General features: G+C 33.1%; 21 protein-coding genes. 10 read left to right on the top strand and 11 right to left on the bottom strand.

Features of this window, described 5'->3' with window-relative positions:
• Positions 1–56 precede the first annotated feature (56 nt).
• The 3 genes from uvrA to BLW20_RS04205 all read right to left on the bottom strand — a co-directional run bounded on the left by uvrA (position 57) and on the right by BLW20_RS04205 (position 5417).
• Positions 57–2888 (bottom strand): excinuclease ABC subunit UvrA, encoded by a 2832-nt coding sequence (uvrA, locus tag BLW20_RS04215; protein ID WP_091096688.1) that lies wholly within the window; start codon positions 2886–2888, stop codon positions 57–59.
• Between the two features lie 83 nt (positions 2889–2971).
• Entirely contained in the window at positions 2972–4780 is a 1809-nt protein-coding gene (locus tag BLW20_RS04210; protein WP_091096686.1) for a chloride channel protein, read from the bottom strand.
• A gap of 34 nt (positions 4781–4814) precedes the next feature.
• Positions 4815–5417, bottom strand: a complete 603-nt coding sequence (locus BLW20_RS04205; RefSeq protein WP_091096684.1) for an acyl carrier protein phosphodiesterase — start codon at positions 5415–5417, stop codon at positions 4815–4817.
• A gap of 200 nt (positions 5418–5617) precedes the next feature.
• Here BLW20_RS04205 and BLW20_RS04200 point away from each other — a divergent pair, with 200 nt between their 5' ends.
• The 3 genes from BLW20_RS04200 to BLW20_RS04190 are packed head-to-tail and all read left to right on the top strand — an operon-like array spanning position 5618 to position 8553.
• Entirely contained in the window at positions 5618–6301 is a 684-nt protein-coding gene (locus BLW20_RS04200) for a cell division ATP-binding protein FtsE (RefSeq protein WP_091096682.1), read from the top strand.
• Between the two features lie 14 nt (positions 6302–6315).
• On the top strand, positions 6316–7614 hold the full coding sequence (locus BLW20_RS04195) for a capsular polysaccharide export protein, LipB/KpsS family (RefSeq protein ID WP_091096680.1): 1299 nt from the start codon (positions 6316–6318) through the stop codon (positions 7612–7614).
• 3 nt (positions 7615–7617) lie between these two features.
• On the top strand, positions 7618–8553 hold the full coding sequence (locus BLW20_RS04190; RefSeq protein WP_091096678.1) for a glycosyltransferase family 2 protein: 936 nt from the start codon (positions 7618–7620) through the stop codon (positions 8551–8553).
• On the opposite strand, the gene BLW20_RS04185 is transcribed toward BLW20_RS04190, so the two are convergent.
• Positions 8546–9655 carry a glycosyltransferase gene (locus BLW20_RS04185; protein ID WP_091096676.1) on the bottom strand — a complete coding sequence of 370 codons (1110 nt, stop codon included), beginning with the start codon at positions 9653–9655 and terminating at the stop codon, positions 8546–8548. The two genes, BLW20_RS04190 and BLW20_RS04185, sit on opposite strands and share 8 nt — an antisense overlap.
• 39 nt (positions 9656–9694) lie before the next feature.
• Between BLW20_RS04185 and BLW20_RS04180 the strand changes: the two genes are divergently transcribed.
• The gene (locus BLW20_RS04180; protein WP_091096674.1) at positions 9695–10837 is read left to right on the top strand and encodes a glycosyltransferase; all 1143 of its coding nucleotides are present in this window, start codon (positions 9695–9697) and stop codon (positions 10835–10837) included.
• On the opposite strand, the gene BLW20_RS04175 is transcribed toward BLW20_RS04180, so the two are convergent.
• The 4 genes from BLW20_RS04175 to BLW20_RS04160 all read right to left on the bottom strand — a co-directional run bounded on the left by BLW20_RS04175 (position 10834) and on the right by BLW20_RS04160 (position 14729).
• Complete coding sequence (locus BLW20_RS04175; RefSeq protein ID WP_091096672.1) at positions 10834–12093, bottom strand: oligosaccharide flippase family protein; 1260 nt, start codon at positions 12091–12093, stop codon at positions 10834–10836. The two genes, BLW20_RS04180 and BLW20_RS04175, sit on opposite strands and share 4 nt — an antisense overlap.
• 213 nt (positions 12094–12306) lie before the next feature.
• Entirely contained in the window at positions 12307–12714 is a 408-nt protein-coding gene (locus tag BLW20_RS04170) for a sugar 3,4-ketoisomerase (RefSeq protein ID WP_091096670.1), read from the bottom strand.
• Positions 12715–12771: 57 nt separating this feature from the next.
• A complete protein-coding gene (locus BLW20_RS04165) occupies positions 12772–13869 on the bottom strand; it encodes a DegT/DnrJ/EryC1/StrS family aminotransferase (RefSeq protein ID WP_091096668.1) in 1098 nt (365 codons plus the stop codon).
• The gene (locus tag BLW20_RS04160; RefSeq protein WP_177165027.1) at positions 13866–14729 is read right to left on the bottom strand and encodes a GNAT family N-acetyltransferase; all 864 of its coding nucleotides are present in this window, start codon (positions 14727–14729) and stop codon (positions 13866–13868) included. Before BLW20_RS04160 ends, BLW20_RS04165 begins: the two co-directional genes overlap by 4 nt.
• A 227-nt stretch (positions 14730–14956) precedes the next feature.
• On the opposite strand from BLW20_RS04160, the gene thrS reads away from it, so the two are divergent.
• From thrS to rplT, 4 genes are all read left to right on the top strand, one after another.
• Positions 14957–16897: a threonine--tRNA ligase gene (gene thrS / locus BLW20_RS04155; protein ID WP_091096663.1), complete on the top strand. Its 1941-nt coding sequence runs from the start codon at positions 14957–14959 to the stop codon at positions 16895–16897.
• Between the two features lie 38 nt (positions 16898–16935).
• Positions 16936–17490, top strand: a complete 555-nt coding sequence (gene infC / locus BLW20_RS04150) for a translation initiation factor IF-3 (protein WP_091096661.1) — start codon at positions 16936–16938, stop codon at positions 17488–17490.
• 50 nt (positions 17491–17540) lie between these two features.
• Positions 17541–17738, top strand: a complete 198-nt coding sequence (rpmI, locus tag BLW20_RS04145; RefSeq protein WP_091096659.1) for a 50S ribosomal protein L35 — start codon at positions 17541–17543, stop codon at positions 17736–17738.
• A gap of 116 nt (positions 17739–17854) precedes the next feature.
• Positions 17855–18199, top strand: a complete 345-nt coding sequence (rplT, locus tag BLW20_RS04140) for a 50S ribosomal protein L20 (protein WP_091096657.1) — start codon at positions 17855–17857, stop codon at positions 18197–18199.
• 127 nt (positions 18200–18326) lie between these two features.
• On the opposite strand, the gene BLW20_RS04135 is transcribed toward rplT, so the two are convergent.
• The 3 genes from BLW20_RS04135 to BLW20_RS04125 form a co-directional block, all read right to left on the bottom strand.
• Positions 18327–20480 (bottom strand): S9 family peptidase, encoded by a 2154-nt coding sequence (locus BLW20_RS04135; RefSeq protein ID WP_091096655.1) that lies wholly within the window; start codon positions 20478–20480, stop codon positions 18327–18329.
• A 63-nt stretch (positions 20481–20543) separates the two neighbouring features.
• Complete coding sequence (locus BLW20_RS04130) at positions 20544–20966, bottom strand: DUF2750 domain-containing protein (RefSeq protein ID WP_177165026.1); 423 nt, start codon at positions 20964–20966, stop codon at positions 20544–20546.
• 12 nt (positions 20967–20978) lie between these two features.
• Positions 20979–21641: an ABC transporter ATP-binding protein gene (locus tag BLW20_RS04125; RefSeq protein ID WP_091096650.1), complete on the bottom strand. Its 663-nt coding sequence runs from the start codon at positions 21639–21641 to the stop codon at positions 20979–20981.
• Between the two features lie 97 nt (positions 21642–21738).
• Between BLW20_RS04125 and msrA the strand changes: the two genes are divergently transcribed.
• Together msrA and BLW20_RS04115 are read left to right on the top strand one after the other, a co-directional pair.
• Positions 21739–22284 carry a peptide-methionine (S)-S-oxide reductase MsrA gene (gene msrA / locus BLW20_RS04120; protein WP_091096649.1) on the top strand — a complete coding sequence of 182 codons (546 nt, stop codon included), beginning with the start codon at positions 21739–21741 and terminating at the stop codon, positions 22282–22284.
• A gap of 45 nt (positions 22285–22329) precedes the next feature.
• The gene (locus BLW20_RS04115) at positions 22330–22635 is read left to right on the top strand and encodes a hypothetical protein (RefSeq protein ID WP_177165025.1); all 306 of its coding nucleotides are present in this window, start codon (positions 22330–22332) and stop codon (positions 22633–22635) included.
• Positions 22636–22668 lie beyond the last annotated feature (33 nt).

The following is a 22668-nucleotide window of genomic DNA, read 5'->3' as shown; positions in this document are numbered from 1 at the left end:
TTCTGATTGCATGATATTTTTATTATTCAACTTTGAAATGAAAGTTGATTTTTCTACTAATTTAATTCATTTTTCAAAAAACGTGCCGTATGGCTCTTTTTACTTTTAGCAACTTGTTCGGGTGTTCCTTTTGCGACTATTTCTCCTCCGCCTTTTCCGCCTTCAGGACCAATATCAATGATATAATCAGCCATTTTTATCACATCAAGATTGTGTTCGATGATTAACACCGTGTTTCCTTTATCAACCAATTTTTGCAACACTTCCATCAATACCCTTATATCTTCAAAATGAAGTCCGGTTGTAGGTTCGTCTAATATATAAAAGGTATTTCCGGTATCTTTTTTAGATAATTCGGTTGCCAGTTTTATACGTTGTGCTTCTCCGCCCGATAGCGTTGTACTTTGCTGACCCAATGTTAAATAACCTAAGCCAACATCTTGAATGGTTTTTAATTTACGGTAAATTTTAGGGATGTTTTCAAAAAATGGTACACTTTCGTCAATCGTCATATCTAAAATATCTGCAATTGATTTTCCTTTGTAGCGAATTTCAAGCGTTTCCCTATTAAAACGCTTACCCTGACAGGTTTCACATTCCACATAAACATCTGGCAAAAAGCCCATTTCTATTGTTCTTAAACCCGATCCTTCGCAGGTTTCACAACGACCACCTTTCACGTTAAAACTGAAACGGCCGGGTTTGTAACCACGAATACTTGCCTCAGGTGTTTTGGTAAATAAGGTTCTTATTTCTGAAAAAACTTCGGTATATGTTGCCGGGTTTGATCTCGGTGTACGTCCAATCGGGCTTTGATCAATACCTATGACTTTATCAATGTGTTCTAAACCTATAATTTTATTGTAAGGCTGCGGAACTTTTACAGCGTGGAAAAAATGAGTATTGAGAATGGGATACAATGTTTCATTAATCAAGCTAGATTTGCCCGAACCCGATACGCCCGTCACACAAATCAACGTTCCTAAAGGAAATTCTGCCGAAACATTTTTAAGGTTATTACCTTTTGCACCGGTTAGTTTTAATAATTTTCCATTGCCTTTGCGTCGTTCTTCAGGTACCGGAATTTCTAATTGACCGTTTAAATATTTTGCTGTAATGGTATTGCTCTTCAATAATTCTTTTGGTGTAGAGGCACTAATAATTTGTCCTCCGTTGGCACCTGCTTCCGGACCGATGTCAATTACATAATCGGCTTCTTCAATCATGTCTTTATCGTGTTCAACCACTAAAACAGAATTACCTACATCGCGCAACTGCTTTAAAGAACGAATCAATTTTTCATTGTCTCGCTGATGTAATCCTATACTTGGTTCATCTAAAATATACAATACGCCAACCAATTGCGACCCTATCTGTGTTGCCAATCGAATGCGTTGCGCTTCACCACCCGACAAGGTTCTGGACGAACGGTTTAAAGTAAGGTAATTTAAGCCCACGTCTAACAGAAAGGACAAGCGAGTTGAAATTTCTTTAATTATCTCGTTTGCAATTGTTTTTTGTTTAACACTTAAATGATTACTTAAATCATTAAACCAATCGCTCAACTGGTCTAAATCCATCAAAGCAAGGTCGGAAATATTTTTATCATTAATTTTAAAATACAATGATTCCTTACGCAAACGGGAGCCATTACATTCAGGACAAACGATTTCATCCATGAAATCAGATGCCCAGCGTTTAATAGCAGATGTAGGTGCATCGTTGTATTGATTTTTGATAAAATTCGATATTCCTTCAAAATCAATTTTATACTCTTTGGTAATTCCTAAAACTTTAGAAGCTACCGAAAAACTGTCTTTTCCACCGTTTAAAATCATTTCCATCGCATCGTCAGGAATATCTTTTATGGCATCTGTCAGTTTAAAATGGTATCGTTGCGCAATGATTTCCAGCTGTTTAAAAATCCAGGTACTTTTTTGCTCACCAATGGGAACAATACCACCCGATTTTATGGATAATTCGTTATTTGGAATGATTTTTTTAAGATTGATTTCATTGATGGTACCTAAGCCGTTACACACCGGACAAGCTCCTTTTGGCGAGTTAAACGAAAAACTGTTGGGTTCGGGAATAGGGTAAGAAATTCCTGATCCCGGACACATTAAATGACGACTAAAAAAACGTGGTGTATCGTTGTCGTGCGGAATGACCATTAGAATATCTTCACCGTGATACATTGCTGTTTTAATGCTTTCTGCTAATCGTTTTTGTGTTTCTTCATTGCCGTCTATCGCCAAACGATCAATGACAATTTCAATATCATGCGTTTTATAACGATCTAATTTCATACCTGAAACCAAATCACGGATCTCTCCATCAACCCGAACTTTCACAAACCCTTGCTTAATAATTTGTTCAAATAATTCACGATAATGACCTTTACGAGAACGTATTACAGGTGACAGGATATTAATTCGTTGATCTTTATAATTTTCTGTAATAAGCTCTTGAATTTGCTCATCGGAATAACTGACCATTTTTTCGCCGGTTTCATACGAGTAAGCGTCCGCAGCACGGGCAAAAAGTAAACGGATAAAATCGTAAATTTCGGTAATGGTTCCTACGGTAGATCTCGGATTTTTGTTTACCGTTTTCTGTTCAATAGCAATTACCGGAGAAAGTCCGTCTATTTTATCAACATCGGGACGCTCCAAACCACCCAAAAACTGACGGGCATAGGAAGCAAATGTTTCAATATAGCGACGCTGTCCTTCAGCATAAATGGTATCAAACGCCAAAGACGATTTACCCGAGCCTGACAAACCGGTAATAACCACCAGTTTTTCACGCGGAATGGTAACGTCTATATTTTTTAGGTTGTGAACGCGTGCACCCAGAACCTGTATGTTATCATCGGTTTTTTGCATAGAAAAATTCAAAGTGCAAATATACGAATTGCTTTGTTTTTAAGAGCTTAAAGGTTTGGTAAAATAATTTATAGTATGATTATTTACTCAATCCTTAAATTCTTTAAATTCTCGCGATACACTTCTAAAATTTTCACTTTGGTAACAAATCCAATTAATTTGTCGTGTTGAGTTACTAAAAGTTCTGTTAAATGATTTTCGTCCATTAGCTGGACTACGTTTCCTGTATTTTCTGAAAGCGAAACCGATAGCGCAGGTTTCATTTCATTTGCGATTAAAGTGGTGTTTAACTTATAGTGATTGAACAATATATCGCGGACTTCTTTAAAATAAATGATTCCTAAAATACTTCGATCTTCATTAACAACAGGAATAAACGTTTGATCAGTTGTTAGAAACAGATTTTTAACATCGTACATAGAATTTTCTACTGTTACAGATTCAATAGAATTGTTGTAAATGGTATGCAATTCGATCTTATTAAGGATGTTTTTGTCTTTATCAGAGGTGAAAACCAGACCTTTATCGGCAATGGTGAAAATATCCATCGAATAATTGTCGTATCGTTTTGAAATAGCAAAACTTATCGAAGAAACAATAAGTAAAGGAACCATTAAACCGTAACCTCCGGTAATTTCGGCAATAAGGAAAATAGCCGTTAAAGGCGAATGAAACAAGCCACTTAACACAGCTGCCATCCCCACAACGGTAAAATTTTCGATAGGCAACTTTTTTAATCCTATCAATTCAATGAATTTAGCGATTACGTATCCTAAATAAGATCCTACAAAAAGCGAAGGTGCAAAATTTCCGCCATTTCCGCCTGATCCCAGCGTTAAGCCGGTTGCAATACTTTTTATAAAAGCGGTTAGTCCAACAAAAATCAGTACAATCCACGGATTCTGATTAAATTTTTCTAACAATGAGTTTTCAAGAATTGTAGCAGCATCGTTATTTGCCAACGATTTAATACTTTCGTATCCTTCACCAAAAAGTGTAGGAAAAAGAAAAATTAAAACAGCAAGCATTCCCGCTCCAACAAATGCCTTTTTGTAGATTTTATAAGGAAGATGCGAGGTAAAATGTTCTATTTTCCGAAACATCCTTGCGTGATAGATAGAGAAAAAACCAGCTGCAATTCCCACTAAAACGTAATAAATAATGTTAGAATAATCAAAAGTAAAATTACTTTTAAAGTTTAAAAGCACGCTTTCTTTCAAAACAACACCTGATACAATGGCTCCGGTTGCCGACGAAATCATTAAAGGGATAAACGCCGTAACGCTCATATCTGCCAGAATAACCTCGATAGCAAACAACACACCTGCAATGGGCGCGTTAAAAGCCGCTGCAATACCAGATGCCACGCCACAAGCAAGTAATAAGGTGCGGTCTTTATAATTAAAACGAAAATTTTGTGCAAAATTAGAACCAAACGCAGCACCAGTTATGGTAATTGGCGATTCTAAACCTGCAGATCCGCCCATACCCACAGTTAATGAACTCGTAATTATTTGTGCAAACATCTGTTTTCGAGGCATAAATCCCGAACGTTTGGCAACGGCAATCATAATTTGACTGGTGCCTTTTTCTATGGATCCATCTAAAAATTTCTTAATTACAAAAACCGTAAGTAAAATACCTATTATTGGTAAAATACTGTTAGAAAAAGGTAGTTTTAGAAGTGTATCAACATAGGTTGCAAACTGAAAAACAGAATGTGCAAAAGTTTTTAAAAGAATTACTGCCAAAGCCGATGAAACACCAACCAATACACATGAAACATACAAAAATTGCCGTTCAGAGATAATGGTTTTAAGCAAATACAAAATACCCTCCAGATAGCGAAAGGTCTTTTTTAATCTTTTGGTGTTATTTCTGGCTGTACTCATACCGCAAAAATAATGGACTAAATTTTAAAACCAATCATTTTTTCAGCTCTTTTTCGATACGTTTTTTTTCGGTTTCGGCGTGCACCATTAAATCTTTAAAAAACAAATGAAATTCCCGTTGAAACGCCTCGTAATGTTCATACAAATCTTCAACAGCTTCGTGCATATTAGATTTTATCGAAAACCTATAATCCATTTGTTTTAAGATTTGTTGTAAATCGGTCAAATTAGCATACCGAACCAACCAGTTTTGTTGGGTTATATACGGCAATAATTCTCGGGTTTTGATGTTTAGCTCGTCTTTATATTTTTCTAAATTCTGATAGAAATCTGCTGCAAAATCCTCTAGTTGATGGTGATGATATAAATGCCATTCTTTTGCCAAAAAATGGTCATAAAACATATCGACAATAATTCCTGAAAAATGATTGTATTTTGGAACCAGACGGTATTTTGACTGACGGAAAACGGGATGAAAATCGGTAAAACTATCAATAGACCGATGCAGTAACACGCCTGTTTGTATATCGGTATGATAATGTTTGTAATCTTTTCCACGAATGCCATCACCCATAAAATTCCCGATTTGTATGCGTGGATTGGTACCCGAAAGATAAATGTGTGCCAAAAAGTTCATAGTAGCTAATTTACTGAAAAAGATTTTAACCTTTAGAGCATTGATTATTTTTTATTTTTAAAGAAGAAAACAATCCATATAGATTGCAATATAAACACTTTATTTTTATAGATAATTCTAAAACACCAAAATAAATTCCAACCTTTTTTATAATGTATTTTTATTAAAGGATAACTTTTGATATTTTTACAAAAAAAATCATGTCAGCATCTATATTAAAACTCCATAACGCAACAATATATCAAGAATCAGAACCTATTTTAACCGATGTAAACATTGATGTTCAAAAAGGTGATTTTATTTATTTAATTGGGAAAACAGGTTCAGGAAAAAGTAGTTTAATGAAAACACTTTATGCCGATTTACAATTAAAACAAGGCGAAGGTATAATTGTTGACTATGATTTACGCACATTAAAAGAAAGCGATATTCCTTTTTTAAGAAGAAAGTTAGGTATTGTTTTTCAGGATTTTAAATTATTACCTGACAGAAATGTACATAAAAACCTACTTTTTGTTTTAAAAGCTACCGGATGGACTAATGAAACAGAGATGAACAACCGCATAGAAGATGTTCTAAACCGTGTGGGAATGTTGCAACACCTTAACAAAATGCCTCATCAGATTTCAGGTGGCGAACAACAACGGGTAGCTATCGCACGTGCATTGTTAAATGATCCGGAGTTAATTTTAGCTGATGAACCAACCGGAAATTTAGATCCGCAAACTAGTGTGGAAGTGATGGAAGTGTTACAAAAAATCAATGAAAATGGCAGAACCATTTTAATGGCTACTCATGATTATGCGTTATTGTTGAAATATCCTGCAAAAACATTAAAATGCGATGAAGGAAAAGTTTTTGAAGTAGTTCAAAAAACGGTGTAAAAACCAAAAATGGTATGAATGTACTTTGTATTGGATATTACGATAAGTTTTCGCGTTTTTTTCTTCAGATAAAAAAGAAATTAAAACAACAAAACCGTCTTTCAAAATTAACTATAGAAAGTACTTATTTTAGTGGTTTTTTGTATGGTTTTATTCGTTGGCAATCTTGTAAATGGATAAATATAAATGCATGGATTAAAGCTTGGAAGCATCATCGCTATTACCAAAATCATCTGTATAAAAATACTATTTACAAAGGTTTTAATATTGATGAATTATTTTTAAACCAACAGGCTACCAATCATTTAAAATGGCAAGCAATGGCTTATATTGACCTATTTGAGAAAAAGCTTCAAAATATTGATGTTTTACTTATGATTGGTGATTTACGTTTGCCTTTTGAAATCGCAAAAAAAATTGCATTTAAAAATAATATTCCGGTTTATTTTTTAGAACAAGGTCCGTTTGCTACAACTTTTATCGATACAAATGGAGTAAATGCCAATGCAAATATTAGAGGTTACAAACCCAATTCTGCATACAATAAAAACAAAAAAGATAAAGTAACCGCTTTTTTAAACCGTAGCAAACATAAAAAATATCATCGTTCTCCTGTTTACAGAGGCTTAGATTATTTGTTAGAATTATTGTTGAAGAAAACCTTATTTTTTCCGCCTGATTTAAAAATTGATCATCCGTTATTTAAGAATTCCAGTAAACAAATTGCTAAAAAAATATTTAAAGCAACCGAACATCCTAACAAAAATGTTTATTTATTAATTTGTCAGGTGCCTTATGATGTAAATATAACGCATCACAGCCCACATTACAATAATCATTTTGATATTCTGCGTGATGTTCATCAAAATCTGCCCAAAAACAGTATTTTAATTGTGCGGGAACATCCTGTTTATTCAGGAAAATATGAAGACAACTTTTATCAATATATAGTCAGTCATGAAAATATTTATGTAGATAGCAGTAAAAATTTTACTGATGTTCTAAATGCTGCAGATGCTGTTATTATCAATAATTCTACAGTTGGTTTAGAGGCTATTTCACACAACAAAAACGTATTGGTTTTGGCAAATTCTTATTATGATAATAGTGAAATCTGTTTAAAAATGAACAATCGAAATGAGTTAAAAGAATTACTAAAAGAGGTCCTAAATTATCAGCCTGATCAAAATAAAATTATTGATTTTTTACATCAATTTTTCACCAAACAAGTAGTTGAAGGTTTTATTACAGATAAAAAATTAATTGCTGCCGATACTGTTTTTCAGCGTATTTTTGAACATTATAAACACTAAAAGATGCCTTTTTTTTCTGTTGTTATTCCGTTATATAATAAAGAAAACTTTATTGCCAATACAATTGAAAATGTTTTACAGCAAAGTTTTCAAGATTTTGAGATTGTTATTGTAGATGACGGTTCAACCGACAACAGCTTTGCCATTGCACAAAGTTTTAATGATCACCGCATTAAGATATATCAACAACAAAATTCCGGACCATCCACAGCAAGAAATAAAGGAATTGAGCTTTCAGAAAGTAACTATATCGCTTTATTAGATGCGGATGATGTTTGGCAAAGAAATCATTTAGAAGAATTACATAAAAGCATCAGTACCTATCCTAACGGAGCTCTTTTTTGTAATGCGTACCAACTTAAATTGCAACAAAACTTCACACACAATGCTACTTATAATCTCCAAAATTTACGTGATATACAAATTGTAAAAGATTATTTTAGCGCCAGTATTATTCACCCTCTTGCATGGACCTCGGCAGTGGCATTTAACAAAAGTGACTTTTGGGATTTGGGTGGATTTGACACCAAAATACCATCAGGTCAGGATATTGATTTATGGATAAAATTTGGTTTGAACAAAACAATTGTATTCAACCCTGCTTACACAGCTTGCTATGACAAAACGGTTCCCGCAAGTCTTTCAAAAAAACATATCAGAGAAGTAAAGTATCAGTTTTTGAATCGTTATAAAAATAATGACGATAAACTTCCTGGGTTTAAACAATTTTTAGACATTAACCGATACGCCATTGCTATTCAGTGTAAATATTATAACGATGATGATTTATTGAGACTTATAAAAAAAGATATTCATCCATCGTCGCTGACAAGAAAACAACGATTTTTATTAAAAAGTCCGGCATTTTTGGTGAAATTGCTTAAAAAAGCACACACTTTTTTAATTAAAAAGAATATTTACCTCACTGCTTTTAGGTAAGTTCTTTTATAAGTTTTTCCCATTTCTCAGCAATGATTTTTTTGGAGAACTTTTGCACAGAAGATTGAGCATTAGTTTTACAACGATTATATAAAACATCATCATCAACCATACGGTTCATTGCTTCTGTCAGGGCATATATATTATTATTTTCAACTAATAAACCATTGATTTCATTTTGGATAATTTCTGCCGGTCCGCTTGAGCAATTTACCGAAACAACAGGAGTACCTATCGATAAAGATTCAATTAAAGCTCTGGGAAATCCTTCATATCTGCTTGTCAATACCAAAAATAAAGCTTGAGACAGATATTCCTCAACATTCGGCGTAAAATCTATTCGTATTATATGTTCAGACAAGCCTAAGGTTTGAATTTTTTTAGCAATGATTGTTTCGTCTGGTCCGCTTCCTATAATTTTTAATTTTATACCTGCTAAAGGTACTCTTGATTTTTTATAAGCGTTTAATAAAAGAGTAATATTTTTAACATTATCATCAATTCTTCCTAAAAAAACAATATACCTTTCTGTTTTATTTAAAATATCATTATTTGTTATATTAACTTCATCAATAGGGTTGTAAATAGTAACAACATTATCTATCTTATATCTTTCTTTTATTTTATTTGTAATCTCTTCTGAAACACCTACAAAACATTTTGTTCTTTTAAATATAATTTGTTGTACTGTTTTTGAACTTGAAGGAATATAATTATCAATAAAACAACTTCTTACAACATTTATAATATTTTGTTTTTTATACAAATACAGTAAATAATATAATTCTCGTAAAGCATTATTTTTGGGACGATTATCAATAATAAAATCAAATTTTTCCTTTTTGATATATGCTTTGAATTTTTTAAACCGACCTATTTTTTTCCAAAGATTATCTTTTTCCGTTTTAAATACGCCAAGGTTTAGTAATTTACCTTTGTAGGGATAACTTATCTCATTTGTAAGAATAATTAAATGAACATCCACGCCCAAATCGTATAAAATTTGTGAAAGTAAAGCAGTCGATCGTTCCGATCCACCCTTACCTAACGATAAATTTACCAAACAAATTTTTATTTTTGGCGTATGCTGCTTTATTTGCATTTAATTAAATACTTTTGAATACAAATATAAGCAAAACAGATGAAAATTTTACTTGTAGGCGAATACAGCAGACTGCATAATTCATTAAAAGAAGGTCTTGAAGCTATCGGGCATCAGGTAACGATTATTGCCAGTGGTGATTATTTCAAAAACTATCCTGCTGATATCAAACTTCATCGTTCTTTTGATAAAGGTTTGGGAAGAAAAATTAAAATCGCTGTTTACAAACTGTTTAAAAAGGACATTACTTCGATACTTTTAATCAAACAGGCTTTTAAATACAAAAATTTATTAAAAAACCACGATGTGGTACAACTTATTAATGAACGAGCATTGGGCGCACAACCTAAAGACGAACAGAAGCTTATTCGTTTTTTAAAAGAACATAATTCTAAACTTTTTTTACTTTGCTGCGGTACCGATTATCTAAGCGTAAAATATGCTTACGATAAAAATTTCCGATATTCAATTCTTACTCCTTTTTTTAAGGGTAAAGTAACCCCAAAAGAATACAACAATGTATTGAGTTATATAAAACCGACTTATTTAAACCATCATCAGTTTGTGTATAAAAATATCCAGGGCGTCATTGCTTCTGATATGGATTATCATTTGCCTATGAAAGATCATCCCAACTATTTAGGATTGATCCCTAACCCAATAAATACCGATAAAATAAGTTATACAGAAAATCCCGTTAATGATAAAATCATTATTTTTCATGGGATTAATAAAGCGAATTTTTACAAAAAAGGAAACGATTTTTTTGAAGAGGCCCTCAAAGTCATTAAAGACAAATATCCCAACAAAACAGAGATTATTATTTCTGAAAATGTACCTTATAATGAATATATAAATTCGTACAACAAAGCACATATTCTGTTAGATCAAATTTATGCGTATGACCAGGGATACAATGCGCTAGAAGCAATGGCAAAAGGAAAAGTGGTTTTTACCGGAGCCGAAACAGAATTTTTAGATTATTACCAATTAAAAGAAGATGAGGTTTGTGTCAACACGCTGCCAAACGTAGATTATCTGGTAGAAAAATTATCTTGGTTAATTGAAAATCCTGAAAAAATAACCGAAATAGGTAAAAACGCACGAAAGTTCATTGAAAAAAACCACGATTACCGTGAAGTGGCTCAATTATATATAGAAAAATACCGGTCTGAAATTTAAACATTCAGTTTTTTAAAACCAACAGCCGTTATAAAAAGATAAACAAGCAGCGATGCAATTAAAGCAAAATAACTGCCTTTTAATCCGTAAGTTGATATAAAAATAAACGATAAACCAATATACAATCCGGTAGATATAAACTCAAAAAAGATAAAATACCTTGTTTTTTGATGAACCACAAAGAAATAACCAAAAATAAGAGAGCACGTTTTTATAAGATCGGCAACTAATTGTAAGTAAAAAACCTCTGTTATTGCTAAAAAATCCTCATTATAAACAAATAAAACAATGTATTTTTGTAAAATAAAACAAAATAAGAGTCCTACTAAAACAATGGGGACAAACTTCACAAAATATTCAGTGACGACCTTTTTTTGACCATTGGGTTTTAAATCTTTAGAAAGTTTCGGAAAAAAGTACAAGCTACATAACGACGAAATAAACAACATATAGAACCCTGAAAGTCTTACAACTGAACTCCAAATTCCGGCTTCTGTTGTATCCAGATGATTCACAATAAAGCTTCTTATAAGTATGAATGAAACAGGTGTTAGCAACGAACTACATACATTCATTAATGAAAAATCCAGAAAGTTTTTGGCTATGCCTTTATCAAAATATTTGAGAGAGAAAATGGCATATCCTTTAAGGGATTTTCGAACGGCAAAAACCGACAAAAAAGCTATAAAAAAAGGTGTTATAATAATTTGTAACATGGCTCCTTTTAATCCACCGTTTATAATGAGCAGGAATGCTAAAATAATGTTGAGCAAATAACCTAAACAATTTATCAGTATAACTTTCTTAAAAAATTGTTTCCCTTGCAGATACCCTAATGTGACTGTTTGTATGGCAATAAACGGCAAAAATAAAAGATACAGCAAGATTAAATTTTCAAATTCATCAGACTGAAACAGGTAATTTTGTATTAAAGATCTGAATAAAAATATAAAAAAAGCAATTATAAAAGTTATTGCCCACATTAAAACTACTGAAGTAGTTAATATTCGTTGATTTTGTTGTTTATCAGACGATAAAGCAAAATTCTTTATGATACCGTTTTGTATTCCGCCTTGTGCAACAGCGTTAGATGCCGTGGTAAAGTTTCTAAAAAATTCTAATGTATTAATACCCTGAACCCCTAAATAAAACGAAACCAATTTGGTAGAAACAAGCCCCATTAGTATTTTTAATAACATACTAATACTGTTTAAACCTACAATTTTGAAAAAGGTATCTTTAAATTGAAAACGCATTTATCGGTGGTTATATAATTAAATAGTTAAGAGTTTATTATCTAAATTTCATAATTTTTATGTGGCTTTTAGTTTTTTAACTTCCGTCAGTTCGAGTAAAAATCTGAAAGGTTTTGTATCGAGAACTTCATTTATAAAACTTCTCGATACGGTTTTTTGCAAAAACCTACCCGAAGTGACGAGGCTAACTTCTAATTCGTAATTTCTATGCTTCTATGTGGTTAAATATTTTTGCGAGTACTTTTTAAATTCATCAAAATCACGAATGTAATCGTCCTCACTAAATTCTTCAGACGCTATGACCAAACAAACGGCACCTGCCGAAAAATTTCTAAGTTCGCGCCAGGTGTTTATGGGAACCAACAGACCTTCGTTTGGTTTAAACAACCTGTGTACTGTTTCTTTTTTTCCGTTATTCAAAACTACATCAAAACTTCCGGCAACAGCAATAATAAACTGTTGTAACTCTTTATGTGCATGACCACCACGTTCTGCTCCACTGGGTACATCATATAAAAAATACACTCTTTTTATGGCAAACGGAATGATGTTTCCTTCAATAACCGATAAATTGCCACGCGGATCTTCAATCTTTGGAAGTGTTATTATGTTTGTTTTCATTCTATTTTTATATTAACATATACATATCTACAACCATTTACAAAATAAGCCTGTTTGTTACCAGTTATTTATCTTTTCTATTATAAAATCTTGCTCATCAATAGTTAACGACGGATTTAACGGAATACTAACAATTTGTTGATGAATTAATTCTGAAACAGGTAACTGTAATTGGTTAAATTCTGTCATTGCTTCTTGTTTGTGTGGTGCAATGGGATAATGGATCAGTGTTTGAATTTCATTCTCCATTAAATATTGTTGAAATTCACCCCTGTTTTCAACCCGAACCGGAAAAATATGAAACACGTGTGCTTCATAATCAATTACAAACGGCAATACCACCAACGGATTGTTTATTTCTGCAATATACCGCTTGGCAATACCTTGGCGGGTTTTATTGTCAAAATCTAAATCGGGCAATTTTAAACGTAAAAACGCTGCCTGAATTTCATCTAAACGGGAATTTATTCCTTTATAAATATTGTGGTATTTCAACTCAGAACCATAATTCCGTAAGCTTCTGATACAATTAGCCAATTGAGTGCTGCTAGTAGTAATCGCTCCGCCATCGCCTATACAGCCTAAATTTTTTCCAGGATAAAAACTAAATCCGGCGGCATCACCAATATTTCCTGCTCTCATGTGATCTGCCACGGCTCCGTGAGCTTGTGCGGCATCTTCGATTAGTAATAAACCAAAATCTTTACAAAATGTTTTTATTGCTAAAGCATCGGTAACCTGTCCGTATAAATGAACCATTAATATGCCTTTTGTGTGCTGGGTAACTTGTTGTTGTAACACCTCAATTGTTAAATTGTAATTCAACAAATTAGTATCGACCAGTCTTGGCGCCAATCCGGCATGTATGATTCCTAAAATACTTGCAATGTAAGTATTTGCAGGGACTAAAATTTCGTCGCCTTCTTTTAAAATTCCAAGTTCAATATACGCTTTAAAAATTAAAACCAAAGCATCTAAGCCATTACCAACACCAATACAATGTGAAACATTACAATAATTCGCAAATTCATTTTCAAACTGCAGCACTTCGTCTCCCAAAATATAGTGCCCTTTTTCAAAAAATTGGTTAGTTTTCTGAATAAAAGCTTCCTGATAAGGCTGGTTTAGTTTTTTTAAGTTTAAATAAGGAATCATCTAAAAATATTTTCTAAATATGAATAATTTCCTGTTTGTACTCTATAAAAATCTTGTGAAACCATACGGGCTCCAAAACTTTCTTTCCAATACATTAATCCTTTATTAATAACCAATCCATTCTTTTCACTGCTGCTCCCTAAACTTATAAATGGCTTTGTTTGATATTTTTTCATAATATGGGTAAACAATAGATCTAAGGCTCCGGAATCCCTGTGTTCATCACCAGAACTGTACTGAAAATGTGCTACTCTTTTTGATATAAACATGACCACTCCTGCCTTTATTTTATCATTTTCATAGACACTATAAAATTTGATATTATCAGGAAAAAGTTGCTTTAATTTTTCAATTTCTTCCTTTGTGTGTACAGGCATCGCTTCAAATCTCTTTTGCAGATTAGGTATCAATAATGTATCCCAAAACACTTCTAATGAGCCCTCTGTAGTTATATCAAAATTATATTGGTGTGCTTTTTTTAATGCTCTTTTTCTATTTCTATTCAAACTAAATTCATCAGAAGGTAACATATAATACGCATCTTTTCTAACTAACTCAGCTTTTAATAAAAACAAAGCATATTGCATTTCATGAGATCGATCCAAATTGTAAAAATCGGGTAAGAGTTTTAAATGAACATATTTAATTTTTGATTGATGATAAAAATATAGAGAATGCTTTACAACATTGAAAAAATCAATAAGTGATAATTTGCTCTTAATTATAAATCCCCCATAACTTAATCCCTCATGCGAAAACACTTCATTGTTTCTAATATTTGCCGGAAAAACAGCTATTAATTTATCATTTTTAAATAGCAACAACGAAAAATCTTCAAAACGATCTTTGTGGTATTCCATAAAATCTCTGCGAAACAAAAAGGTACTGTTTTTTGCCTCGTTTACAAACTTGTCCCAATCATTTTTATAGCGGTTTTCGTATCGAACAACCTTCAAAGAAATATCCTTAGTCATTGTAGCAACGAAATAACACAAAAACTACAACATTTCATAATGAAACCTTACTATTTTTTGTTAACCTAAAATAATTCTTTAGTATATTTGCCTGATAAAATTTCAATAGTAAGATGATTAAAATAACATTACCAGATGGTTCGGTGCGCGAATACGCTTCAGGTATAACTCCGCACGATGTCGCTTTAAGCATAAGCGAAGGTTTAGCACGTAACGTAATTTCAGCAAACTTTAACGGTACCACCGTTGAAACCGTTACGCCATTAACCACCGATGGTAGTTTAGTTTTATATACATGGAACGATGCCGAAGGTAAAAAAGCTTTTTGGCATTCTACCTCTCACGTAATGGCACAAGCGTTACAAGAGCTATATCCCGGAATTAAATTAACCATTGGTCCGGCAATTGATAATGGTTTTTATTATGATGTTGATTTTGGAGAAAATAAAATTTCTGACAATGACTTTAAAGCTATTGAAGACCGTATTTTAGCCATTTCAAAAGAAAAGCACGAGTTTAAAATGCGTAATGCCACAAAAGCAGAAGCATTAGAATTATATAAAGACAACGAATACAAAACAGAATTGATCCAAAATTTAGAAGATGGAACCATTACATTTTGCGATCATTCAACATTTACCGATTTATGTCGCGGTGGACACATCCCAAATACCGGCATTATTAAAGCGGTAAAAATTCTTTCTGTTGCTGGAGCTTATTGGCGAGGCGACGAGAAAAACAAACAGTTAACCCGCGTTTACGGAATTTCGTTCCCTAAACAAAAAGATTTAACGGAATATCTGGCTTTATTAGAAGAAGCTAAAAAACGTGATCACAGAAAATTAGGTAAAGAGTTAGATTTATTTACTTTTTCTCAAAAAGTGGGTCAAGGGTTGCCTTTATGGTTACCAAAAGGTGCCGCTTTGCGCGAGCGTTTAGAGCAATTTTTAAAGAAAGCACAAAAAAAAGCCGGTTACGAACAAGTAGTAACCCCTCACATTGGTCATAAAGAATTGTATGTAACATCAGGTCACTATGCAAAATACGGTGCCGATTCATTCCAGCCTATTCATACACCGGTAGAAGGAGAAGAATATTTGTTAAAACCAATGAACTGTCCGCACCACTGTGAAATTTATAACGCGAAACCGTGGTCGTACAAAGATTTACCAAAACGTTATGCCGAATTTGGAACTGTTTACCGTTACGAACAATCAGGTGAATTGCATGGATTAACACGTGTTCGTTGCTTTACTCAAGACGATGCCCATATTTTTTGTACTCCGGATCAGTTAGACGAAGAATTCAAAAAAGTAATTGACCTTGTATTGTACGTGTTTGGATCGTTAGGTTTTGAAAATTTCACGGCACAAGTTTCTGTACGCGATTTAAATAATCCTGATAAATACATTGGTTCCGTAGAAAATTGGGGAAAAGCAGAGAATGCCATCATCAGTGCGGCAAAAGACAAAGGCTTAAATTACGTTGTAGAATCTGGCGAAGCTGCCTTTTATGGTCCTAAGTTAGACTTTATGGTGAAAGATGCTCTAGGTCGCAGTTGGCAATTAGGAACCATTCAGGTTGATTACAATTTACCAGAGCGTTTCGATTTGTCCTATAAAGGATCTGACGACAAGTTGCACCGCCCCGTAATGATTCACCGTGCACCATTTGGATCAATGGAACGTTTTGTTGCTATTTTGTTAGAAAATACAGCCGGTCATTTCCCTTTATGGTTGATGCCAGAACAAGTTATTATCCTGTCTTTGAGCGAGAAATACGAAAAATATGCGAAAAAAGTTTTAAATTTGTTGGAAAATAACGAAATTCGCGCCAAACTTGATGACAGAAACGAAACCATTGGTAAAAAAATACGCGAGGCAGAGTTACAAAAATTCCCATTTATGTTGATTATTGGCGAAGATGAAGAACAAAATGGTACAGTTTCTGTTAGAAAACAAGGAGAATCAGGAAAAACAAATACTTCTATGAAAATTGAAGATTTCATATCTTTGATAGAAGAAGAAGTAAATAAAACGTTAAAACAATTTTAAGTTTAACCGCTTGGCAACAAGCATAAATTCATATACCCATAGCAGTACATCACAGAAGAGGTTTTAAACCTCTAGAAAAAAAGGAAGATGCGCACAGAATAAACGAGAAAATTCGTGTGCCCGAAGTTCGTCTAGTAGGCGATAATGTTGAACCCGGAGTTTATAAAACAACCGAAGCAATGGCTATGGCCGATGCCCAAGGTTTAGATTTGGTAGAAATTTCACCAAATGCAGCACCTCCTGTTTGTAAAATTATCGATTACAAAAAATTTCTTTACGAGCAAAAGAAACGTGATAAAATGTTGAAAGCTAAAACAGCTCAAATTACTGTTAAAGAAATTCGTTTTGGTCCTCAAACAGACGAACATGATTACGAATTTAAAAAGAAAAATGCCATGAAGTTCTTAAAAGAAGGTTCAAAGTTAAAAGCATTTGTATTTTTTAAAGGACGATCAATCATTTATAAAGAACAAGGTCAGATTTTGTTGTTGCGTTTAGCTCAGGATCTTGAAGAATTTGGTAAGGTAGAAGCCATGCCTGTTCTTGAAGGTAAAAGAATGACAATGTATATTGCACCTAAAAAGAAAAATTAGTATTTTTGCAAAATATTGTTAAGTAAGATAACATAAATACCTAGGAACAAATGCCTAAAATGAAAACTAAATCTAGTGCTAAGAAACGTTTCACCGTTACTGGTTCTGGAAAAATTAAAAGAAAACACGCTTTTAAAAGCCACATCTTAACAAAGAAGTCTAAAAAGCGTAAATTAGCTTTAACTCATTCTGGTTTAGTACATCAGTCTGACGAAAGAAGCATCAAAGAACAATTAAGAATCATTTAATCTTAATTAATCTTTCGGTTAAAACAATTTAATAACCCTGGAGTGGGCTGATCATTAAACCATTAGATCGCAAGTGATGTACACACATCCGCCCTACTACAAAAAATTTAAGAATTATGCCAAAAGCAAATAATGCAGTAGCATCAAGAGCAAGAAGAAAAAGAATTTTGAAGCAAGCCAAAGGTTTCTTCGGAAGACGTAAAAACGTTTGGACAGTAGCTAAAAACGCGGTAGAAAAAGCAATGCAATATGCTTACCGTGACAGAAAACAAAAGAAAAGAAATTTCCGTGCGTTATGGATCATGCGTATTAACGCTGGTGCACGTTTACATGGAATGTCTTATTCTCAATTCATGGGGAAAATCAAAGCTAACAACATTGAATTAAACCGTAAGGTTTTAGCTGATTTAGCAATGAACCACCCTGAAGCTTTCACAGCTATCGTTAATAAAATTAAATAAAACGTTTTGTAAAACCCGTTTATCTTACTTACATATAAAAGAAAACCTGCTCTATAGAGCAGGTTTTCTTGTTTTAATAAAAAACTGCAAAGCTTAAAAACTTTGCAGTAGATAATTTTAACTTAAATTACTTTAAATGTGTCATAAAATAATCGGCTATTTTAGCATTTAAATGAACGCGATCTTTACCTAAAACATTGTGTTCATGGGTTGGGTACAAGAAATAATCAACTTGTTTGCCTGCTTTTATACAGGTTTCTATAAATTCCATACTGTGCTGCTGAACCACTACCGGATCTTGAGCACCGTGTATCATTAACAAACGACCTTTTAGATTTTGTACTTTATTTAAAGTAGATACTTTTTCGTAACCTTCGGGGTTTTCTTCAGGAGTATCCATATAACGTTCACCGTACATTACTTCGTACCATTTCCAATCAATCACAGGACCACCTGCTACACCTACTTTAAACGTTTCGGGATAATTCAGCATTAAACTTGTTGTCATAAAGCCACCAAAAGACCATCCGTATACCCCTATTCTATCAGCATCAACAAATTTTTTAGATTTTAAAAAAGCCACTCCTTCCATTTGGTCAGCCATTTCATTTTGTCCCAGTTGTCTGTGAATTATGTGTTCAAAATCGCGACCACGGTTTTCGCTTCCCCTGTTATCCAATGTAAAAACCACAAAACCTTGCTGAGCCATATAATAGTCAAATCCGCCAGCACCTCCGCCAAATCGGTTGGTAACCAGTTGTGCATGTGGACCGCCATAAACGTAAACCATTACCGGATATTTTTTATTTTCATCGAAATTGGTAGGATACAACAATCGTCCGTTTAAATTGGTTTTTCCATCGGCAGCTTTAATCGTTACCATTTCTATTTTTGGCAACACCGTTTTTCCTTCATACGGATTAGGTGCATTCAACAATTCTACCGTAGATTTACCGTTTACCGCATTTAAAGAAATATTGTTAGGTGTGGTTAAATTAGTGTATTGCGAGTAATACCACGTCTTATCCTTATTCATTTCAACGGTGTAAGTTGCCGAAGTTTTAGTTACAGGCTGGGTTTTGCCTGATTTTAAATCTACTTTATACAGCAACTTATCCATTCCTTTGTTTGCTGTACCCATATAGTAGATTTCTTTTGACGAAACATCTACAAAATCTTTAAAAACCACATCGTTATATACATAACTGTTCATTTGTTTGCCATTGGTATTGTAACGATACATGTGGCGGTAACCGTCTTTTTCAGAAATATAGATAAATTCTTTATCGTTCAGGAATTTAAGCGGTGTGTTAGGTTCCACGTACGTTTTGCTTTTTTCTTCAAAAAGCTGTTTATCTAATTTTCCGCTTGTTGCAAAATATCTTTGTAATTTTAAATGATCTTGTCCGCGGTTTAAAACACCTACATAGACTGTTTCGCTGTCAGGAGACCACGTTGGCATGGTTAAGAATTGTTCTTTATCTCCTTCAATATTCAGTTGGGTTGTAGTTTTGGAATCGATGTCATAAATATGCAATGAAACTTCCTCAGATTTCATTCCTGCCATTGGATATTTGATTGGTTTTTCTACGGCGATCCTTGTACCAAAATCAATCAACGGATAATCGGCAACCATTCGTTCATCTTTTTTATAAAACAAAATTTTCTTCCCATCAGGACTGATCCATAGTCCACGATCTATACCAAACTCATTTCTATGTGTGTTACTGCTTCCGTTCACCACGTGTTCCGGATCATTTGTCACCTTAACCACATTTCCATTCTCAAAAGCTATTTCAACATTGTTTTTATTCAAATAAACAATATAATTTTTGGCTGGGGCGATAATTTCTTCTGTTGATGTGGCACTAAACTTAATCGTTTTTGATACTTTCTTGGTTTCAATATTATAAATTACATAATATTTATCGCTTTCACCCTGATAAGTGAAAGAAAGTTCTTTTTCGTTTTCCCAATGATAATCAAAAGGAATCATTCTTAAAGAAACTTTTTCATTAATTGCTGTGGCTATTGCAGCCTCTAAATCGGCTGTTGTTACAAGGGTTTCATCCGCTGTACCGTTTGTATCCTTTGCAATTAAAGCGTTGTAAGGTGCATCAATATACGTTAATTCATTGTTAGTACGCCATTGCGCACTGTAAAAAGATTTGATACCAAACCCTTTTTGGGCAGCCAAAGTGGCTTCTTCTATTGTTAAATTATTTTGTGCCTGCGATAAAAATCCGGCAAGCATAAAAGCAAATAGGGAGATTTTTTTCATAAAAAATGATTTTCGCTAATGTAGTGTTTCTAATAAAAAAGAACAATTATTGCTTAAGTTTTGTCAAAGTAATTTTTGTAATTGGTTTTCTAAATCGGTTAGGTTTTTGAAATATTCAAGTTCCAGATTGATGTTATGCTTTTTCAATTCTTTAATCAATTCAGAGATTACATCTAACGGATCGGCTTCAATTCCTTCTATTTTTTCATTGAAATCAATACCAACAATAAAACTTTCGTTGTAGATATTTACTAAATAGTCTTCAATAAATGTGGCAATACAAACCTCATTTGGTTTATAATTTTTCCAGATTTCATTACAACATTTCATTGCCTGTTCTTTATCTGACCAAAAACAAACTACATTTACCGGCTTATTTGCATCGGTTTTAAATAACAACGACTCTGCAATGGCAATTTCATCTTTATATTCAATTATATAAACACTATCGTTCTTAATTATTTTCTTTATAAAATTTTTTATCACTTTGTTCAATTATTAAATTACAAATTTCCCATCGCTCATCACCAGTTTTCTGTCAGCCAAATCTGCTAATTCTTCATTATGGGTAACAATAACAAAGGTTTGACCAAAATTATCGCGGAGTTTAAAAAACAATTCATGTAAATTTTCGGCAGAGTTGGTATCTAAATTTCCCGAAGGCTCATCGGCAAAAATTACAGCTGGCTTGTTGATTAAAGCGCGTGCAACGGCAACTCTTTGTTGTTCTCCTCCCGATAATTCAGACGGAAAATGATGTATTCTGTGACTTAATCCTAAATAATCTAATAGTTCTTTTGCCTCTTTTTCGGCTTCTGTTTTTGATTTTCCCGCAATGAAAGCTGGAATACACACATTTTCTATCGCATTAAATTCAGGCAATAATTGATGAAACTGAAAAATAAAGCCTAAATTTTTATTTCTAAAAGTTGCCAACTGCTGATCTTTAAGATTTAAAACATCGGTTTCATTAATTATCAATCGTACGTGGTGTTCTTTTTCAGGGGCATCTAAAGTACCTAAAATTTGCAGCAAGGTAGTTTTTCCAGCTCCGGATGCACCGACAATAGCAACAATTTCGCCTTTATCAATTGATAACGAAACATTTTTTAAAACCGCTAAACCATTAAATTGTTTGCTTATATTTTCAGCTTTAATCATACTTGTAAATTTACTGACGAATTTACTTAAACTTTTATTAAATAACATTAGTGATTCAGCTTTTTAATCGTAATTTTAATTGATAAAATTATTCATTATGAATTCAGACAACAATGAAACTGCAATTTTTGCAAATGGTTGTTTTTGGTGCTCAGAAGCCATCTTTCAAAAAATTAACGGAGTAAAAGAAGTTTTACCCGGATATATTGGCGGAATAACAGAAAACCCTACTTACGAGGAAGTTTGTTCTGGAACTACGAACCATGCCGAAGCCATTAAGATTGTTTTTGACTACAAACAGGTTAGTTATCAGCAACTATTAGAAGTTTTCTTTGCTACACATGATCCAACTACTTTAAACAGACAGGGAAACGATATTGGTACCCAATACCGGAGCGAAATTTTTTATACCACTCCGCATCAAAAAGAACAGGCAGAACTATTTGTAAAAGTGTTAAATGAGGAACTTATTTTTGATAAACCTGTTGTTACCAAGGTAAGCAAAGCTACTCCTTTTTATTTTGCCGAAAACTATCATCAAAACTATTTCAACAATCATCCCGATAAAACGTATTGTGCAATGGTTATCTCTCCTAAAGTTAATAAATTCGAAAAGTTTTTCCAAGAATACGTTACTAAATAATGGCACGTAGTTTGTTAGTATTTAATGTGTTAAAAACTAATTAAAATGAACGAAATTGTTATTCAGCAAAAAGAAAGAACAACCGATAAAAGTAAATATCGTGTGTTATTTTTAAGTGTTTTATTTGATTTTATAGGAACACTTTCTTTTGCTGTTCCGTTGTTGGGTGAATTTTCAGATGTTATCTGGGCACCTATTTCGGCATTATTATTAAAGACACTTTATAAAGGAAAAACAGGAACAATTGGCGGAATTGTATCGTTTGTAGAAGAAGCTTTACCAGGATTGGATTTTATACCAACCTTTACCTTAACATGGGTCTATACTTACGTAATTAAGAAAAATAACTAAAAAAAGAGGCTGTCCCAAAAGGGCAGCTTCTTT

This window comes from Paenimyroides marinum (genome assembly GCF_900108395.1).
Taxonomy (GTDB): Bacteria; Bacteroidota; Bacteroidia; order Flavobacteriales; family Flavobacteriaceae; genus Flavobacterium; species Flavobacterium marinum.
The sequence above is the reverse complement of the archived record's forward strand: the minus strand, read 5'-3'. Positions and strand labels throughout refer to the sequence as shown.

Coding starts and splice junctions, on each gene's coding strand:
- BLW20_RS04185 (WP_091096676.1), bottom strand. CDS start 9,655: ATGCAAATAAAGCAGCATACGCCAAAAATAAAAATTTGTTTGGTAAAT.
- BLW20_RS04195 (WP_091096680.1), top strand. CDS start 6,316: ATGAATGTACTTTGTATTGGATATTACGATAAGTTTTCGCGTTTTTTT.
- BLW20_RS04115 (WP_177165025.1), top strand. CDS start 22,330: ATGAACGAAATTGTTATTCAGCAAAAAGAAAGAACAACCGATAAAAGT.
- BLW20_RS04125 (WP_091096650.1), bottom strand. CDS start 21,641: ATGATTAAAGCTGAAAATATAAGCAAACAATTTAATGGTTTAGCGGTT.
- BLW20_RS04190 (WP_091096678.1), top strand. CDS start 7,618: ATGCCTTTTTTTTCTGTTGTTATTCCGTTATATAATAAAGAAAACTTT.
- BLW20_RS04210 (WP_091096686.1), bottom strand. CDS start 4,780: ATGAGTACAGCCAGAAATAACACCAAAAGATTAAAAAAGACCTTTCGC.
- BLW20_RS04160 (WP_177165027.1), bottom strand. CDS start 14,729: ATGGAATACCACAAAGATCGTTTTGAAGATTTTTCGTTGTTGCTATTT.
- rpmI (WP_091096659.1), top strand. CDS start 17,541: ATGCCTAAAATGAAAACTAAATCTAGTGCTAAGAAACGTTTCACCGTT.
- uvrA (WP_091096688.1), bottom strand. CDS start 2,888: ATGCAAAAAACCGATGATAACATACAGGTTCTGGGTGCACGCGTTCAC.
- rplT (WP_091096657.1), top strand. CDS start 17,855: ATGCCAAAAGCAAATAATGCAGTAGCATCAAGAGCAAGAAGAAAAAGA.
- thrS (WP_091096663.1), top strand. CDS start 14,957: ATGATTAAAATAACATTACCAGATGGTTCGGTGCGCGAATACGCTTCA.
- msrA (WP_091096649.1), top strand. CDS start 21,739: ATGAATTCAGACAACAATGAAACTGCAATTTTTGCAAATGGTTGTTTT.
- BLW20_RS04165 (WP_091096668.1), bottom strand. CDS start 13,869: ATGATTCCTTATTTAAACTTAAAAAAACTAAACCAGCCTTATCAGGAA.
- BLW20_RS04135 (WP_091096655.1), bottom strand. CDS start 20,480: ATGAAAAAAATCTCCCTATTTGCTTTTATGCTTGCCGGATTTTTATCG.
- BLW20_RS04175 (WP_091096672.1), bottom strand. CDS start 12,093: ATGCGTTTTCAATTTAAAGATACCTTTTTCAAAATTGTAGGTTTAAAC.
- BLW20_RS04170 (WP_091096670.1), bottom strand. CDS start 12,714: ATGAAAACAAACATAATAACACTTCCAAAGATTGAAGATCCGCGTGGC.
- BLW20_RS04180 (WP_091096674.1), top strand. CDS start 9,695: ATGAAAATTTTACTTGTAGGCGAATACAGCAGACTGCATAATTCATTA.
- BLW20_RS04205 (WP_091096684.1), bottom strand. CDS start 5,417: ATGAACTTTTTGGCACACATTTATCTTTCGGGTACCAATCCACGCATA.
- BLW20_RS04200 (WP_091096682.1), top strand. CDS start 5,618: ATGTCAGCATCTATATTAAAACTCCATAACGCAACAATATATCAAGAA.